The 15750-nt window shown below is 63.2% G+C and carries 15 protein-coding genes; 6 read left to right on the top strand and 9 right to left on the bottom strand.

Translation table 11 applies throughout. The features are described from left to right. Nucleotides 1–135 precede the first annotated feature (135 nt). From N0B31_RS15130 to N0B31_RS15105, 6 genes are all read right to left on the bottom strand, one after another. On the bottom strand, nt 136–492 hold the full coding sequence (locus N0B31_RS15130; RefSeq protein ID WP_260592461.1) for a nuclear transport factor 2 family protein: 357 nt from the start codon (nt 490–492) through the stop codon (nt 136–138). Nucleotides 493–677: 185 nt separating this feature from the next. Continuing rightward, entirely contained in the window at nt 678–1106 is a 429-nt protein-coding gene (locus tag N0B31_RS15125; protein ID WP_260592460.1) for a type II toxin-antitoxin system VapC family toxin, read from the bottom strand. Further along, a complete protein-coding gene (locus N0B31_RS15120; RefSeq protein ID WP_260592459.1) occupies nt 1103–1378 on the bottom strand; it encodes a hypothetical protein in 276 nt (91 codons plus the stop codon). The genes N0B31_RS15125 and N0B31_RS15120 overlap by 4 nt, the downstream gene beginning before the upstream one ends. A 182-nt stretch (nt 1379–1560) precedes the next feature. After that, complete coding sequence (locus tag N0B31_RS15115; protein WP_260592458.1) at nt 1561–2400, bottom strand: oxidoreductase; 840 nt, start codon at nt 2398–2400, stop codon at nt 1561–1563. Nucleotides 2401–2438: 38 nt separating this feature from the next. Beyond that, nucleotides 2439–3116 (bottom strand): helix-turn-helix domain-containing protein, encoded by a 678-nt coding sequence (locus tag N0B31_RS15110; protein WP_260592457.1) that lies wholly within the window; start codon nt 3114–3116, stop codon nt 2439–2441. A gap of 118 nt (nt 3117–3234) precedes the next feature. Then, nucleotides 3235–3519 carry a ribbon-helix-helix domain-containing protein gene (locus N0B31_RS15105; RefSeq protein ID WP_260592456.1) on the bottom strand — a complete coding sequence of 95 codons (285 nt, stop codon included), beginning with the start codon at nt 3517–3519 and terminating at the stop codon, nt 3235–3237. 261 nt (nt 3520–3780) lie between these two features. Between N0B31_RS15105 and N0B31_RS15100 the strand changes: the two genes are divergently transcribed. Continuing rightward, the gene (locus N0B31_RS15100; protein WP_260592455.1) at nt 3781–5634 is read left to right on the top strand and encodes a hypothetical protein; all 1854 of its coding nucleotides are present in this window, start codon (nt 3781–3783) and stop codon (nt 5632–5634) included. Nucleotides 5635–5963: 329 nt separating this feature from the next. Here N0B31_RS15100 and N0B31_RS15095 read toward each other — a convergent pair whose 3' ends face one another. Further along, on the bottom strand, nt 5964–6767 hold the full coding sequence (locus N0B31_RS15095) for a DUF8054 domain-containing protein (RefSeq protein WP_260592454.1): 804 nt from the start codon (nt 6765–6767) through the stop codon (nt 5964–5966). A 372-nt stretch (nt 6768–7139) separates the two neighbouring features. On the opposite strand from N0B31_RS15095, the gene phnD reads away from it, so the two are divergent. The 5 genes from phnD to N0B31_RS15070 are packed head-to-tail and all read left to right on the top strand — an operon-like array spanning nt 7140 to nt 11266. Next, a complete protein-coding gene (gene phnD, locus N0B31_RS15090; protein ID WP_260592453.1) occupies nt 7140–8162 on the top strand; it encodes a phosphate/phosphite/phosphonate ABC transporter substrate-binding protein in 1023 nt (340 codons plus the stop codon). Beyond that, a complete protein-coding gene (phnC, locus tag N0B31_RS15085) occupies nt 8163–9002 on the top strand; it encodes a phosphonate ABC transporter ATP-binding protein (RefSeq protein WP_260592452.1) in 840 nt (279 codons plus the stop codon). It abuts the gene before it with no gap. 1 nt (nt 9003) lies between these two features. Then, the gene (gene phnE / locus N0B31_RS15080) at nt 9004–9804 is read left to right on the top strand and encodes a phosphonate ABC transporter, permease protein PhnE (RefSeq protein ID WP_260592451.1); all 801 of its coding nucleotides are present in this window, start codon (nt 9004–9006) and stop codon (nt 9802–9804) included. Beyond that, complete coding sequence (gene phnE, locus N0B31_RS15075; protein WP_260592450.1) at nt 9804–10598, top strand: phosphonate ABC transporter, permease protein PhnE; 795 nt, start codon at nt 9804–9806, stop codon at nt 10596–10598. The genes phnE (N0B31_RS15080) and phnE (N0B31_RS15075) overlap by 1 nt, the downstream gene beginning before the upstream one ends. After that, nucleotides 10595–11266: an HAD family hydrolase gene (locus tag N0B31_RS15070; RefSeq protein WP_260592449.1), complete on the top strand. Its 672-nt coding sequence runs from the start codon at nt 10595–10597 to the stop codon at nt 11264–11266. The genes phnE (N0B31_RS15075) and N0B31_RS15070 overlap by 4 nt, the downstream gene beginning before the upstream one ends. 487 nt (nt 11267–11753) lie before the next feature. Here N0B31_RS15070 and N0B31_RS15065 read toward each other — a convergent pair whose 3' ends face one another. Further along, a complete protein-coding gene (locus N0B31_RS15065) occupies nt 11754–13382 on the bottom strand; it encodes a sensor histidine kinase (RefSeq protein ID WP_260592448.1) in 1629 nt (542 codons plus the stop codon). A gap of 327 nt (nt 13383–13709) precedes the next feature. Further along, a complete protein-coding gene (locus tag N0B31_RS15060) occupies nt 13710–15554 on the bottom strand; it encodes a hypothetical protein (RefSeq protein WP_260592447.1) in 1845 nt (614 codons plus the stop codon). Between the last annotated feature and the right edge of the window lie 196 nt (nt 15555–15750).

Raw genomic sequence — 15750 nt, 5'->3', positions numbered from 1 at the left:
GTGCCTGAATACACGGATTCGCAGTGCTAAACACATCCTCTGTATCTCGCACATCACTACTGACGGCTATCGGGTAGTTGTCCAGAGCCGTGCTGCACAGAGGATGCGTCTGGGGCAGCAACGGCGGGCTGCGGCTCACTCGTCGATGGGCGTCTGTTGATGAGAGCTGAGTCGCCACGACCCGTCTGCCTGGACATATGTCGTGGTGATGAACGCCGTGTATTCGGACCCGTCCCCACTGCGTTCTGCAACCGCTCGATAGACCAGTTGAACGACGGTATCGTCGACTTCGACCAGCCGCTCGTCGTCGAACTCGATACATCGCCACCTGTCCGCTCCACCCAGTGCCTCCAGCACGGCGGACCGTTCCAGTATGCCGGTGGGCTCTGGGAACACCATCACGGCATCCTCCGAGAGCGTGTCCCGATAGAACTCCTCGTCGGCGTTCCACAACTGGCGCTCCAGTTCGAGTAACGACTCCTTGGTGCCCATAACCGAGCGCAGAACAGCGCTCGGCATAGTTGTACCGCCAGCTTGCTATCGGGCGTGCTGGCACGCATGGAGGCCGTGACGGTGTCGACAAGATGTCCGCTGCTGCATACACACTCTGAGTGTTGTACGCCATCTCTGATAGCTTCCGTATGGGCTGCGCCGGTCACTCCGTGTGAATCACCCCTTTAGCGTCCTGGTTCGATACGGTCAACGAGTCCGTCAAAATCTGTGTCGAAACTCAACACGGCGTCAATACCACGTGACTCACACAAGGTAACGATCGACGCGTCAGTGAAACTGAGGTCGTGGTCCTCGTAGCGACGAAACGTCTCCAGCGACGCCCGAACATCGTCTGGTTCGACGTGGACCATCTCGAAGACACGAGGAAACGGGTCTTCGCCGAGGATGCGACTGGCGACAGTGTCCGCAGCATCGAACGAGCCCGTTCGAGCACGCGTGAGCGTCACAGTCTCGTCGAAAACGTAGTCATTCGTGTACGGTTGTCCGAACTCCCCATCGAACAGTCTATCGAGGGCGTTGACGGCCTGGTCGTGCCGGTCGGCATCCGTATCGTGGTGCGCGAAGAACACGCCTGTATCGACGAAGACACTCATCCGTACAGTACGTCGTCGATGTCTTCCTCGGTCGTCGTGACTCCGGACGAGACCATCCCATCGTGGAACCTCTCGCGTTCGGATTCTGCAAGGGGGACACGTTTCTCCCGGAACGAGTCGATGAGGTCTGCCTTGGACTCGATGGCATGCTCAACGAGTCGTGCGAGAATCTCCTGTTGCGTCACTCGTCTCCCGGCCTGTAGCCGAATCTCGGCCTGTAACCGTTCAAGACGGGACTTCGTATCGTCGTCCATCTTCACCGACGTGGTCATACCGTCGAGTAGAACATACTACTGGGTAAAGTTTGCTACCGGACTTACTGGTGGACCGGATATCTGCTGTCTACACACTCGCTATCGCTCACGCCACTACTGCCAGATCCTCGGTAGGTCGTCTAGGTGCTGCTGCATACAGGGTACGTACCGGTCACAGCGCTCACGGTGTCCCCTTTCTCTCAAACCATGTAGTCGACGACACGGTCGTAGACGCGGTCACCGCCAAATCGCCGGAGGGCGATCATGGGTCTGGCGTATTTCCCTGCAACATATCGGTTCTTGGGAGCGTCGGAACGGACGGCGTTGCTGATTGCAGTGGCGATGACTTCGGGATCTGACCCGTCCGAACTGTTCTCACGGGACGTGTCAGCGACGTCCTGGGCCATCTCCGCGTAGGGGCCGTCCCCGCTGCGCTCGAGTAACCCGTCCACCATGATGTCTCCCCATTCCGTGTTGACAGCACCGGGTTCGACGACGACAACGTCGATACCATGGGGTGCGAGTTCGTAGCGCAGACAGTCGCTCCACCCCTCCAGCGCGTGTTTCGTGGCGTGATACCACGCACCCATCGGCGTCCAGACCTTTCCGCCCATGCTACTGATGTTGATGATTGTGCCACTGTGCTGTTCGCGCATGACGGGGATGACGAGCTGGGTGAGGCGGGCGAGGCCAAACACGTTGACGTCGAACTGGTAGCGAGCCTCGTCGATCAGCGTCTCTTCGACGCTGCCGTAGAGACCGAACCCAGCAGCGTTGACGAGTACGTCGATCCGCCCGAACTCGTCTTCGACCGTCTTGACGAGCGAGACGAGGTCGTCGTCGTCGGTCACATCCGCTGGAACGACGAGAGCATCGCCGCCATTCGATTCGATACGCTCTGCGAGTGCGTCGAGTTTCTCGGCGCGACGGGCACTGAGAACGATTGTGAGTCCGTCTTTGGCGAGGGTTTCGGCCGTCACTTTGCCGATTCCAGACGATGCGCCTGTGATGATGGCAACGCGGTTCGTAGTGTTCGTCATCACCGTAACAGACGCCCAGCAGAGAGGAGAAAGTGATACTAATCAGTAAGTGTGTTTAAGTACTGTTCCGGACCGAGCGTCTGACTGATGAGTTGCCGTTCTGCACGGCGGAGGAGGTCTGACGCGGCTGGGGCACTGATGCCCAGTTCTGCAGCGAGGTCCTTGGTCGACATGTCCCGCGGGGAGTCATAATACCCTCCATCAAGTGCGATAGAAAGTGCTCGGTACTGCTTGTCCGTGAGTCCGAACTGGTCGCGCTCGCCAGGATTTTCGGGGTCCGACGCGATGTTTAACAGTTCGAACGGAATCCCGTGTACCTTACATCTGTCTCGAAGCGTACTGAACGCTTCGTAGTCCGAGAACACCTTCAGTTCCCGCAGTCCCTCGCCGGTCATTGCGGCCTCGATCAGCGTCCCCTCGACTTCCGCCGGGTCGTGAGAATCGAACAGTTCAGATCCCCCGTCGATAGTCACCTGGTAGAACCACCCGTCTGTCGTCTTTCCGATCGTCTCGACGTGAACGATCTCGGATTGTGCGTCCAGTTCTCGCTCGAAGACGTCTTTCGACTCATCATCGACACTGATAGTAACGAGATGCTGACCGTCTTCGAGTCGAACCGCGTTGGCGACCGAAATCTCACGACTCGGAAGCGCTTGCGCGAGGCCGACCAGGGGCAACGAGGGGTCGGCGAGTAGAATTTCTGCGACGATTGCCATAACCGGGTAGATGGTGCCGAACGACCTAATCGACAATGGTCCGAGATTCATACCCGTGGTCGACCCAGATGGTGATCCCATCTCGCAATGACGGGTTAGTTCCCACGTCCAGTCCCCCTCACTCATCCCTGTCCGTTCCGAACTGCTCGCGGGCTTCGTCGGCACTCACCGTCCGTCCTTCACGGATATCCTCCTCTGCTTGGAGGAGAGCGATGAGTTCATCGCGGTCGAAAGCCGGGAATTCGGTCGCGTTTCGGAGGGTGTAGCGGATGAATTCGCTTCGGCTGTTGAACCCACGTCCCTGCCGTGTGCTGTCTATCTCGTCGAGAAACGACTGTGTGACTCTGAAATTCACCGTGACAATCTCGCCATCACCGTTTGCCCCCGTAGTTGCTTCAGCCATACGCTGGTATTACGCTCGTCTTACTGGAGCAATCTCAGCGGGTTGCTATCTGTGTACACCCTCTCTATCTCGCACGACGCTCCCGACAGCATTCAGCCACGCTCTCCACCGGCTGCTGAATACATAGCGCGAATCAGCCAACCACTAATTCATATGAATACCGTAAATATAAACAGGTTTATATTAACGTGTTACCTCTACTGTTCGATTATGAGTCCACGGAGACGGGATAGTCACGCAGACAGCGTGCGACGTGCTACCATGAGTCGGCGGGCGCTACTCACAGCGAGCGGTGCCGTCGCAATCGGCGCGCTGAGTGGGTGTTTGAATCGGGTCGCCTCGTCGGTCACGAACACGACGGCGACACCCGCTGCGGTGTTCGCAGGAGCAGGCGATAACTGGAACGACGACGAGACTGAAGTCGGGGTTTCGGCTACGACGGACGAACCACACACGAGCCGGCTGACCCCGACACTGGAGGCTGGCTCGGGAATACTGTCCAGCGAGGTCGAACTGGAGGGATGGGTCACCTCGACCGCGCTCGTCGCTGCGAACTACAACAACTCCCGGAGTAACAAGTCGACAATCCGGGCTCCCGATGGAGATTCAGATGCCGATGGCGTCGACGACGACGTTCGCGGTGAGGACTACAACACGCCCCGGAGTAATCGGAGTATTGCGCGGCCGAGTGACTTGTTCGACGACGATATCGACGAGGACGACGAGACGTTCCGGCGTGTCTCGCAGCTCGATGCACAGCTCGAAGCGGCGACGACGACGGCTATCACGGCGATTTCGAAGCGAAGTGCGCGAACGGGTCGAAACCCGGAGACTGAGAAGGAGATTACCGCTGCGTTAGACGAGATGGAATCGGTGCTGGCAGAGATGCGGGCCGAGTTGGAACGCTGCTCCGAGGAGTCCTGTGTCGCGGCACTGGCGAACGTCGCGGACAGGGAGGCAGACGTTCGCCGGGCACAGGAGTACGCTCAGGACGGCCAATGGGGAGCGTTCGGTCTCAGCGGTGCGGGCGGGGACGACATCATCGTCGGAGACTACCTGCTTCCACCAGTCGGGTTTGACCCATCGGGGTTGTTCAGTGCCGAAGAGCAGGCAGCGTTGTTCCGCTATCTGGATGGCGAAACGACCTCAGGTGAGCGGTTCACCGTGTGCATCCCCGACGCGGAGGTGCCGGGTGGGAACGGGCGTCTCAGAGACGAGGCGACCCCACAGCGGTTCATCGACTACATGACGGGTCGAACTGCCGGCGACGGCAACGTCTATGCGTGGGGGAACGCGGAGACCGCGGCGGGAGACGAGACGGGTGACTGCGACGATACGGACGAAGCCACCCGCCCGGGTGACGTGTGTGGGGCACCGCACCTGTCGGCTGCGGTATCGGGGCCGACGGCGACGGTCGGTGGGCTTCGCTCGGCCCGTGGGAGTGACGGAACGGTCGTGGTCGTGAACAACCCACCGCAGGCAGAGGGTGGAGCGCCGATACTGGGTGTCCCGCCTGAGGGAGAGGCGTCTGAATTAGACAGGCTTGACGAGTGGGAACGTGGGGGCGGAGTGCCGGTGGTAATCGGATCGCAGGGGCGACTGCTGGTCTCGCAGGTGATGGTGCAACCGCAGGGATGTCCACACCCGTTCCCAGCGTTGCTGTACGTGAGCAGGGGAGTGAGCGATGGCCAACTCGTCCATAGCGGCGGCTGGGTGATCGACGATGGGGCGCTCTACACGGGTTCAGTGACCGTCTTGACGATGGAGAGCGCGGCACAAATCGTCGGCGTTGACCTCGACGATCTGGATTCGGATGGTGACGGGTTCGCGGATGTGATGGCGAGACAGCAATTGAATGCCCGTGCCAGTCAAGGGACGCGGATATACTCCGCTCCGTTCCATACGTTCATCGGGTACATGCTCTCGGAGGGTGGGCGCGAGGGGGTTGACGCACTACTTCGGAAGCGCCCCGGCCGTACAAGCGAGGACGTGGGCAGCGTCCTGCTGTCGCACGTCGTGGTGGACGTACCGACCCTGCATCTGGTGAACGCCGGGCGTGCGTCAGCCGATGTGAAGTTCAAAGCAGGGGCTGAGTTGTCGAAGAGCGTGAACTGATTGTCTGTACGGTTTCGTTGCACTCGCGGTGTCAGTCAGATTACGGGAACAGCATCTCCGTGCTGCACACACCCTCTCTATCTCGCACGCTGTTACTGCCAGAATCTGAGCAGGTTCCTGCGAGCGTGCTGCATGGATGGCGCATCTTGGGCACTTACTGGTCTGGCCACACGGCGGGAACCGTACGGCAGCGCGGTGTCCCAGGGCGCGACGACTAGTCTCGCAGACGGACTCGATGGGGCTTCCGACAACAGTCTCGATCCCTCGCAAACCCGGTGGGAATGTGAGACGCCCCACCGCTCGGTACTCTCCGCTTCGCGCCGCTCTGTTCACGACCCGGGGGCGAACACCGCCGGCGAGGGGTCAAACTCGGCCATCCGGGTACCACAGCCCGTACACGCGACGGCGACGACCTCGGCCGACCCACAGCAGGACTCCACGGTGTCGTCGGTGACGTCGGTAGGCGAGTCACAGACTGGACAGCGCTCAGTCAGCCCCCGAACCCGGGCGGCGAGGTCGGTTCTATCGAGCCGGTCCAGTTCGGCGAACCCACGGTCGGCGAGGAGCCGTTCGGTCGCCAGGTCGGCTGCTAGCGCCCCGCGGGAGGGCCAACTGCCGGTCCACCCGTCGTTGACGGTGAGCGTCACGCCGCCCCCCGATGAGCGGTCGACGGCGACCGCGTCGGCGTCGACCGAGAGCACTGCGCCGGCGGTCGCCCGGAGCTGGTCGGGGTCCGCGGCGATTCCGGCGGACGTGTCGTGCCACCGACGCTCGAACGCAGGGGCGAGGGCTGTCTCGTCGTCCTCGAGCACGCCGAGGGCGACCAGCTTCTCGACCGGGTCGCCCTCGGGCGGCTCGGTGGGGGTCGTCGGGGCCTTGCCGAACCACGCGAGCACCCGCGAGGAGAGGTATCGTTTCGTCAGCTCCGGGGTCCCAGGGACGACGTACCCCCGCAGCCAGACCGCCCCGGCCCCGAGCGTCGCCACGGTGAGCCCGGCGAGGGGTGCGAACAGGCCGGCCGCGGCGGCCACGACGGCGACGAGGACGAGGTTTACGACGGTACAGGGCAGACACCGGTTCTCCCCGGTGTAGTTCGGCTGTCGGAGCCGAGCCAGGGGCGAGCGACGGGCCATACCCAACGCAGGGAAGCCCTTGATGAAACCGCTTGCTGCGATAGGGAAGAGGGCTCACCCGACCCGCGCCTATGCCTATATATCTACAATCCGGCAACAGGAGGGTGACCAACGGACCGGAGAAAAAATCCGGTAAAACACACATATTGTGCCGAATATATATAATATTCGACAGAATATTAAAGTGGAAATCCTACCACTCAGGTGATGTCTGACGACGGACGCGATAACAGACGGCGTGTGTTTCTGAAGGGTTCCGCGGCCGCACTGGCGGCCGGACTCGCCGGGTGTATGGGGAACTTGAGTTCCGGGGACTCGGGGGCGGGCAGTTCCGGCGGCTCGGGCGGCTCTGGCGGTTCCAGCGGTGACCCGATGCTCGCGGACTCGGGCAGTTTCGAACCGGCGAGTCCGGCCTGGGAGGAGAACAACTACCTGTCGTCGGCGCTGGTCGACGCGGACTACCAGCGCGGGTCGACGGTCGACCTCGAGAACATGCGCAACCGCGAGGTCGACGAGGTTCCCCACGGTGAGCCGGTCCGGGAGACGCCCGACAACGAGGACGAACTGCTCGACCCCGACACCCTCGTGTTCACCGAGAGCCCGAGCGAGGACGTCCAGGGTCGGTTCGAGGAGGACTTCCAGGCCGTCTTCGACCGCATCGAGGAGGAGACTGGCAAGCCCGTCGAGTTCAGCAAGGTCAACAGCTACGCGGCGTCGGTCGAGGCGATGCGCTCGGAACGGGCCCACATCGCGAACTTCTCGACCGGGACGACGGCCTTCGCCGTCAACTTGGCTGGGGCGGTCCCGTTCGCGGCCGGCCTCACGCCCGACAAGCTCTTCGGGTACCGGCTGTTCGCGACCACGCGCGCCGACGCCGACGACATCCAGAGCGTCGAGGACTTCGCCCGTGACGAGGTGACAGTCGGCCACTCCGAGCCCGCGTCGAACTCCGGCCACCAGGCTCCGTCGGCTCTGTTCGACCAGTACTTCGATGTGACTGCCGAGGAGGACTACGAGGTCAACTTCTCGGGCGGCCACGGCAACACGACCCGCGGCATCGCGGCTGGCGACTACGACGCCGGCCCCATCTGTTCGACCTGTATGGTCGACACCGTCGAGGCACAGAGCGATCTGAGCTTCGACGACTTCAAAGTCGTCTGGGCGTCGGCACCGTTCCCGAACGGACCGGTTGCCTACCGGTACAATCTCAAACCCGAAATCCAGGCGGGAATCGAGCGTGCGTACCTCGAGTCTGACTTCGCCGGGACGGCCTTCCAGGAGCGAACCGGCTACGACCAGTTCGTTCCGATCGACTACCGGACGGTATTCAAGGACATCATGATCATCCAGGGCTACAACGGCGTCGAGTACACCGAGAGCGCGCTGGGATCGTAGATGCTCCGGGTAACCGACCTGCAGAAGACCTACCCGACGGGCGACGAGGCGCTGAAAGGCGTCACGACGTCCGTCGAGGGGAGCGAGACCGTCGCCATGATCGGTCCCAGCGGGGCCGGCAAGAGCACGTTCATCCGGTGTATCAACCGGTTGACCGAGCCCACCGGCGGCGAGGTCCACCTCGACGACACGGAGTTGACGTCCCTCGGTGACGACGCGCTTCGGTCGGCCCGCCGGGACATCGGGATGATATTTCAGGAGTACAACCTGGTCGAGCGGCTGACCGTGATGGAGAACGTCCTCACGGGCCGGCTGGGGTACGTATCGGCCTGGAAGGCGTTCCGCCGGTCGTTCCCGGCGGAGGACATCGAGCGGGCCTACGAGATCCTCGAGCGGGTCGGCCTCGGCGACATGGAGAACAAACGCGTCGACGAACTCTCCGGCGGCCAGCGCCAGCGGGTCGGCATCGCGCGGGCCGTGATCCAACAGCCCAAGATTCTGCTGGTCGACGAGCCGACGTCGAGTCTCGACCCCGAGACGTCGAACACGGTGATGCGGCTGTTGACCGACATCGCCGCCGAGCGCGAGGTGCCGGTGCTGATCAACATCCACGAGGTCGACCTCGCGATCGAGCACGCCGATCGTATCGTCGGCCTCCACGACGGTGAGCTCGTCTTCGAAGGGCCGCCGGCCGCACTCGACGAGCGAGGGTTGGATCAGGTGTACCGTGGCGCGGAGATCCCCGACAACACTGGCAGGAAGGCGGACACGTCCGCCGAGACGGACGAAGACGAGAGGGTCCTCGCGGAGGCCGATCGATCGCTGAAGGGGGAGAGCTGACGTGGCGGCCGGCGAACGCACCTGGGAGCGCCCGACCGTCTTTCGGCGTCGAGAGCTCAAGTGGGCGGTCTACGCGGGGATTCTCGGCTTCTTCGTGTGGTCTGGGTTCGGGGTCGGCGCCGACCCAGGACGGATCGCACAGGGGCTCGGGAGCGCCGTCTCCCTGGTGGGCGATTTTCTCCCCCCGTCGGCGACCCCGCGACAGACCGAGCGGATTCTCGAGAAGATGCTCGAGAGCGTCGCGATGGCGATGGTCTCGACGCTCACCGGCATCGTCCTCAGCGTCCCGATCGCGTTCATGGCCGCGGAGAACCTGTCCCCGAAGCCGCTGTACGCGATCAACCGAGGATTCATATCGGTCTCCCGGGCGTTCAACGCCATCATCGTCGCCATCATCGCGGTCAAGGCCATCGGGTTCGGGCCGCTCGCGGGCATCCTCACGATTACGTTCAAGACGGTCGGCTTCTTCTCGAAGCTGCTGGCCGAGGACTTGGAAGACATCGATATGGGGTCGGTCGACGCGGTGCGTGCCTCCGGAGCGTCGCCGGTGCAGACGCTGTTGTACGGGGTCGTCCCGCAGATCATCCCGCGGTTCGCCGGGCTCTCGGTGTACCGGTGGGACATCAACATCCGCACGTCGACCATCATCGGTATCGTCGGTGCGGGTGGGATCGGGTCGGTCCTTCTGACCGCGTTCAACCGGTACGACTACCAGTACGTCACGGCCATCCTGCTGTCGATCATCGCGGTCGTGCTGGTAGCTGAAGGCGTGAGCGCAGTCGTCCGACGGAGGTACAACTGATGGCGACCGACGAGCGCCGCTGGGAACGGTTCGACCGCCGGCGGCGACTCGGCCGCTTCGTCCTCACGGTGGTCGCCGCCGTCGCCGTGGTCGGGTCCTGGCAGTTCATGGATATCGGTATCGTCAGACCGGAGACGATCCCCCGAGAGGTCGGCGACCTCCTCGTCCGGATGTACCCGCCGGACGTGGCGTACACCACTCGAATCGTCGGGCCGCTGATCGAGACGATCCAGATCGCCGCGCTGGGGACCATCGGCGCGCTGGTGCTCTCGATTCCGGTGGCGCTGCTCGCTGCCGAGAACACGACGCCGAACGCCGCAACGTTCTGGCTCGGAAAGCTCGTCGTGACCGTGAGCCGGTCGGTCAACACCATCATCTGGGCGCTGTTCTTCGTCGTGCTGTTCGGGTCGGGACCGCTGGCGGGGGCGGTCGCCATCGCCTTCCGCTCGATCGGCTTCCTCGGAAAGCTGCTGGGCGAGGAGATCGAGGAGATCGACTTCGGCCAGGTGGAAGCGGTTCGTGCGGCCGGGGCGTCCTCGGTCCAGGTGTTGCTCTACGGCATCCTCCCGCAGGTGAAACCCGCGCTGGTCGGGCTCTCGATCTACCGGTGGGATATCAACATCCGCGACTCGACCGTCCTCGGGTTCGTCGGCGCGGGCGGGATCGGCGTCCAGCTGTTTCGGGCGGTCAACGCCTTCGCGTGGCAGTCGGTCGCGACGGTGCTACTCGTCATCCTCGGCGTGGTCGTCGCGACCGAGAGCCTCTCGGCGTACACGAGGGCGCTGGTACGGTGACGAGCGAGGACCGCGTCGTCCTGTTCGATATGGACGGCGTGTTGCTGGAAGGGCACGCCAACGACACCACCGGGTACGAGGCGGGACTGACGCGAACGCTCGAGGAGTACGACCTCACGGTCACCGACGCCGAGCGGGCGGGACTCGCCGGCTACGAGTACGATCGCGCGTTCGTCGAGGCCTGTGAGGCCGTCGGCGTCGATCCGGTGGCGTTCTACGACACCCGCGAGCGTCACAGCGAGCGCTGGTTCGCCGAGCGTGTCGAAGCCGGCGTGAGGACGCGCTATGCCGACGTGGCGACGCTCTCTGGGCTCGCAGAGCGCCACCAACTCGGCTTGGTCAGCAACAACTACGACGGCGTGGTCCGGACGGTCGTCGACCACCACGACCTGCCACCGTTCGCGTTCGTCCGCGGCCGGGACCCCGGCGTCGAGGGGTTCCACAGGCGCAAGCCCGATCCCCACTACCTGAAGGCGGCCGTGGCGGCGCTCGGTGCCGACCACGGCTTGTACGTCGGCGACCGCGAGACCGACCTGCTCGCCGCAGAGCGGGCCGGGCTCGACGGGGTGCTGCTACGACGCGAGCACAACGCCGACATCGACCCGGCTGTCGATCCGGCTGCCGAGCTCGACTCGCTGGCCGACCTCGAGACGTTGCTTGGAGGCTGAGCCGATGGCCCGACCTGTCGGGCGTCTCGTCGTCGCGGGGGCAGTCGTCGCCTTCCTCCTCGGCCTCCTATTTCTGGTCGCAACCCCCGGTGTTCCGGTGGCGCTCACGGGGCCATCGGAGGCCGGAGGGCTCACAGCGACCCCGACGCTAACGCCGGTGGCGTCGACGGACAAGCCGGTCGACCGGACGGGATCCCCACGGGGCGTCACCGCTGGCGGCCTTGACTCGGCCACGGCGCTGACCTGACCAAGATTCACCGCCAGCGTCGACATGCTTCAGCGATCATAGACACCGGCGGATACGTCGAAGTGAACAGGGATACCCGGCACTGTCGAGCTCCTCAGTGGAGGGTACATTGTGGCAGTCGTGCTGCATAGAGAGCGTGAGTCGGCCACGATACCAAATCAGTCGAGAGCTGGTCAAATCGAACGAGGTAGCCGAAACAACCCACAATATCGTAGCATCCAGCAACAGACTAAGTGACAATCATACCCGTTCAGTCGACAGGCCTCGGACCACGAGACGCACCCCCTCCTCGTACGCGGCATCGATGTTGGCACTCCATCCGTGCACGCGGGCCAACATCATGATATTCGGCAGTGCCATGCCTGCTTGGGCACTGGGTACCGCGGCGTTGTACTCGAACGCCTCCGCGCTCTTTCTGGCTGGAATCGACTCACCGTCGGTCGTTACGACGACCTGGTCATTGCGTAATTTGATAGCCACCGTCGTCGAGTCCGTCGTCGCCGCGAATTGGAACGCCTCCGTTAGCAACGCCACGAGACGATCATAATCCGCCTCGATGATACCGTCCCCGTCGGTCGTCAGTGTGAGCCCCTCAACGGCTACATCTCGCCACGCTCGCTCGACCGTCTCCTGAAACGGACAGTCGCTCACGGCATCCAAACTCTGACCGTGACGGGCGAGCAACGACAAGTCCCCGACGACCCGTGCCATCCGATCTGCCGTCCGGTCGACCGTCTCCAGCATCTCCGCCACGACTGGATCAGCATCCTGCGGGAGGCGTGTTGCCGCCAGTTCGTTACTCCCTTGAACGATGGCGAGCGTGTTCCGAAGCTCGTGATTGATAGCATCTGCAAACCCGTCGAGTTGCTCGTTCTGTCGCTCCAGCTCCTGACGTTGCTGCTCAACGTCTGTCACGTTCACGAACACGAGTGCTCGCCCGAGTGCAGCTGACCCGACGGTGATTGGACTCTCGTTGCGCACGTAGTACCGGTCGCGGCTGTCGCGAGTGAGTGTCAGAACGCCTCTCTCGTCGCTGGCCGCGAGGAGGTCCGGTGCAACCATCTCGAGCCTCCGACCAACTTCACCGTCGAGCGCTGGAAACGCCCGTATAGCGGCAGGGTTGTAGTCCTGAACCTCTCCTTCCCGATCCAGCAGCACCACCGGGTCGGACAGATTGTCGATAACCTGCTGGCGACCAAACGTGGGCACTGCGACGAATTTCTCCTCGACGAAGTAGACCACGCCGACGGCGAATGCTGCGACTCCGACAGGTTCGTAGCTGAGTTCGAGGAGGACTGTCGACCAGATGTGGCCCGCCAGAGTCAGGCCGACCGGCAACGCCGTCAGTGACACGACCACCCCGAGTGAGGCGGTCGCGTATCTGGACGTGTGCAAGGTATCGTACAACATGTAGAGCCCGACGGCAGAGAGCGCATACGCGATACCGGTGACGATCCAGTGAGGAGGCAGGAGTTCGACGACGAGATGAGGGTACGGCATCTCGAGGACGCTCGCGGAGAAATACTGCTGGTGGAGCGGGTTGGTGAGCTTGACGACGACGACGGTGAGATAGAGACTGAGCGCTCCCGTTCGGAGCAGCGACTGTCGGTGATAGTCGTGGCCGGCGTAGGCCGAACAGAAGTACAACCATGCCCCGACAGTGGCGAGCCCGATGGCGAGACCGACAGTATAAAGCCCGATCTTGAGTTCTGGCGCAGCGATCATCAGACGGACGGTTTCGATGGCAGCCCAGAGGCCGCTTGTGACGAGGAGCCCAGCGAGCCCTCGGCGGATTTCGGGATTTTCGAGGCGGTGAACACGCCACAGAGAGCCAAAGCAAGCGAATGCTGCCAAGCCGAAGAGTGCCACGAAGCCGCCAACTGGAGGTACCACTCGTTAGTTCCGTGGATACGGGGTCTGATAACACTATTTTCTGAATTTCCAATAAGATGTCCGGGCTGCTGAATACACCCTCTGTATCCAGCAGGGTGTTGCTGCCAGGATCCGACCAAGTTCTGGCGACCGTGCTGGATAGAGGGCGCGATTCTATTCCATTACGATCTGGTGCCCCACCACGTCGACCGTTTCGGGAGGTCGAACGCGCTCTCGGACCTGGCTCGTGTAGTGAGAGCGACGTCGACGGAAGCGAGCGGCCAGACGAACGCTGGCCTACGGTCGCTTCGTTCCGTCCGGCGCTCAGGCCGAGCCGGCCGGGTCCATCAGCGTGTTGTCGCTTCTGTCGAGCGTGGAGCTCCCGTCGACCCACGTGGCGTAGTTCTCGGAGTTGACAACGAACGAGTCGTGGAGGTTCAGGTAGCCGCCGTCGAAGACGTTGATGCACGCGTTGCGGCTCTGGTTGGGACAGCAGGGGTCCCACTTGCCGCTGCCGCCGTCTTCGATCGTCGTGTGCGCTATCTCGTTCCCGGTGCTGGGCGAGGTGAAGGCGATACCCTTCCACCACCCGGCTGCTTCGGTGGTTCCCTCGAAGACGATGAGGTCCGCCGGGTCACCGATCGCCGAGAGGCTGGCCCCATCCTCGACGAGCAGGCCCGCGTCCTCTCGGAAGTGGAAGTCCGCGCCGACATCGACCGTGACGCTGGCGTCGCCGGTGACGGTGATGGTCGAGTTCTTCTCGACCACGTGGTTCGTGTCGAGAGACTTCCAGGTCGCGTCCTCGGTCACGTCGTTGCCCCGGACGACGACCGGTGCGTCGTCGTCGCCGTCGTAGGAGGTCGCCGCGTCGAGTACGCCGAGGTTGTTCGCCGTGAGCCAGACGCTCGCCTCCTCGTTGTTCCGGAACGTGTTGCGCGCGAACTCCACGAGTTCACTGCCCGAAGAGAGGAGCATGCCGTAGTTCGAACTGTCGGAGAAAGTCACGTTCACGATCGAGGCGATGGCGTCGTCGAAGACGTTGACGTTCGCCGGGGCGGAGTTGTTGGGACAGCACGGGTCCCAGTTCCCGGAGCCACCGTGGGCGATGTCGAGGAACTGCAGCCGATTGTCCGGTTTCTTCGACTGGATCGAGAGACCACGCCAGAAACCGGAGACTGGCGTCGTCCCACGCATCACTACCGGCGCATCCTCACTCCCCTCAACGGAGAGTGTCCCCGAAGCCACCCGGATGCCAGCGTCTTCGGCGAAGGTGAACACGGATCCGGCCTCGACCGTGACGACGGCGTCGTCGACGATCTCCGGGCGGCCATACATCCGGTACGCGGTGCCGATGTGCCGCCAGGTTCCGGAGTCCGACACGTTCCTGGCCCGGACGTCGACCGGTCCATCGCCGTACTCCGTCTCGGTGTCGAGCGCGTCGAGGTTGTCGGTCGTCGTCGCCATCGGTGCCCGACCGTTGTCGGCGAACGTGTTCGCGGAGAAGTCCCGGAGGTCTGCACTCGACGTCGCCGCGAGCCCGTAGCGTGCGTTGCCGGCGAACGTGCAGTGCTGGACGGTCACGATGCCGTCGTCCCAGACGTTGAGGCCAGCCTTACTGGTCGCCCGCGGGCAGCACGGGTCCCAGCGACTCCCTCCGGCCGACGAGAGTTCGACGTACTGCATCGTGTTCGCGGGCTTCCGTGAGTGGATCGCGACGCCGTCCCAGTACCCCTTGTCCTCGGTCTCACCGCGCATCGTGACGGGGTCACTCTCGGTTCCCTGCGCCACGAGGACACCCTTCGAGCGCACCTCCATCCCGGTCCCACGGGTGAACACCAGTTCCGAACCGGCCGTGATTGTTAGCGTCCCCGAGGCGACGTCGAGCGTGTCGGTGACGAGGTAACAGCCGTCGAACGTGGTCCCCGCCTCGACGGTGCCGCCGACCTCAGTGCACTCCTCGGGCGTCGGTGACGACGTCTCGGTGGGCGTCTCCGTCGGGGTGTCCGTCGGCGCGCTCGTCGGTGTGTCGGTCGGCGTGTCTGTCGCTCCCCGCGGGGTAGCGCTGGGCGTCTCGGTCGAACTCGTCTGACTACACCCAGCGAACCCTCCGACAGCGCCAGCACCGACCAGCTGGAGGACCCGCCGCCGAGATGGCAGTTGGTCACTCATGACTGTCCCACCGTGCTATCTACACGCCCAGCGACGGTGTTCGTCCACGCACTCAGTCTCATCCCGTGCCCGCCACCAGCGCTCATGTATTGTGTGTGTAAATTGCCTGACTTAACATTACCGAACATTATTATTTCATATATCTCGGCGTGTGCGGACGGCAAACGCCGGGATGCGCACCAGCATCCGTTAATAA

The sequence above is a fragment of the Salinirubellus salinus genome, from assembly GCF_025231485.1.
Classification (GTDB): Archaea; Halobacteriota; Halobacteria; order Halobacteriales; family Haloarculaceae; genus Salinirubellus; species Salinirubellus salinus.
This window is presented reverse-complemented; position numbering and strand designations above follow the sequence as displayed.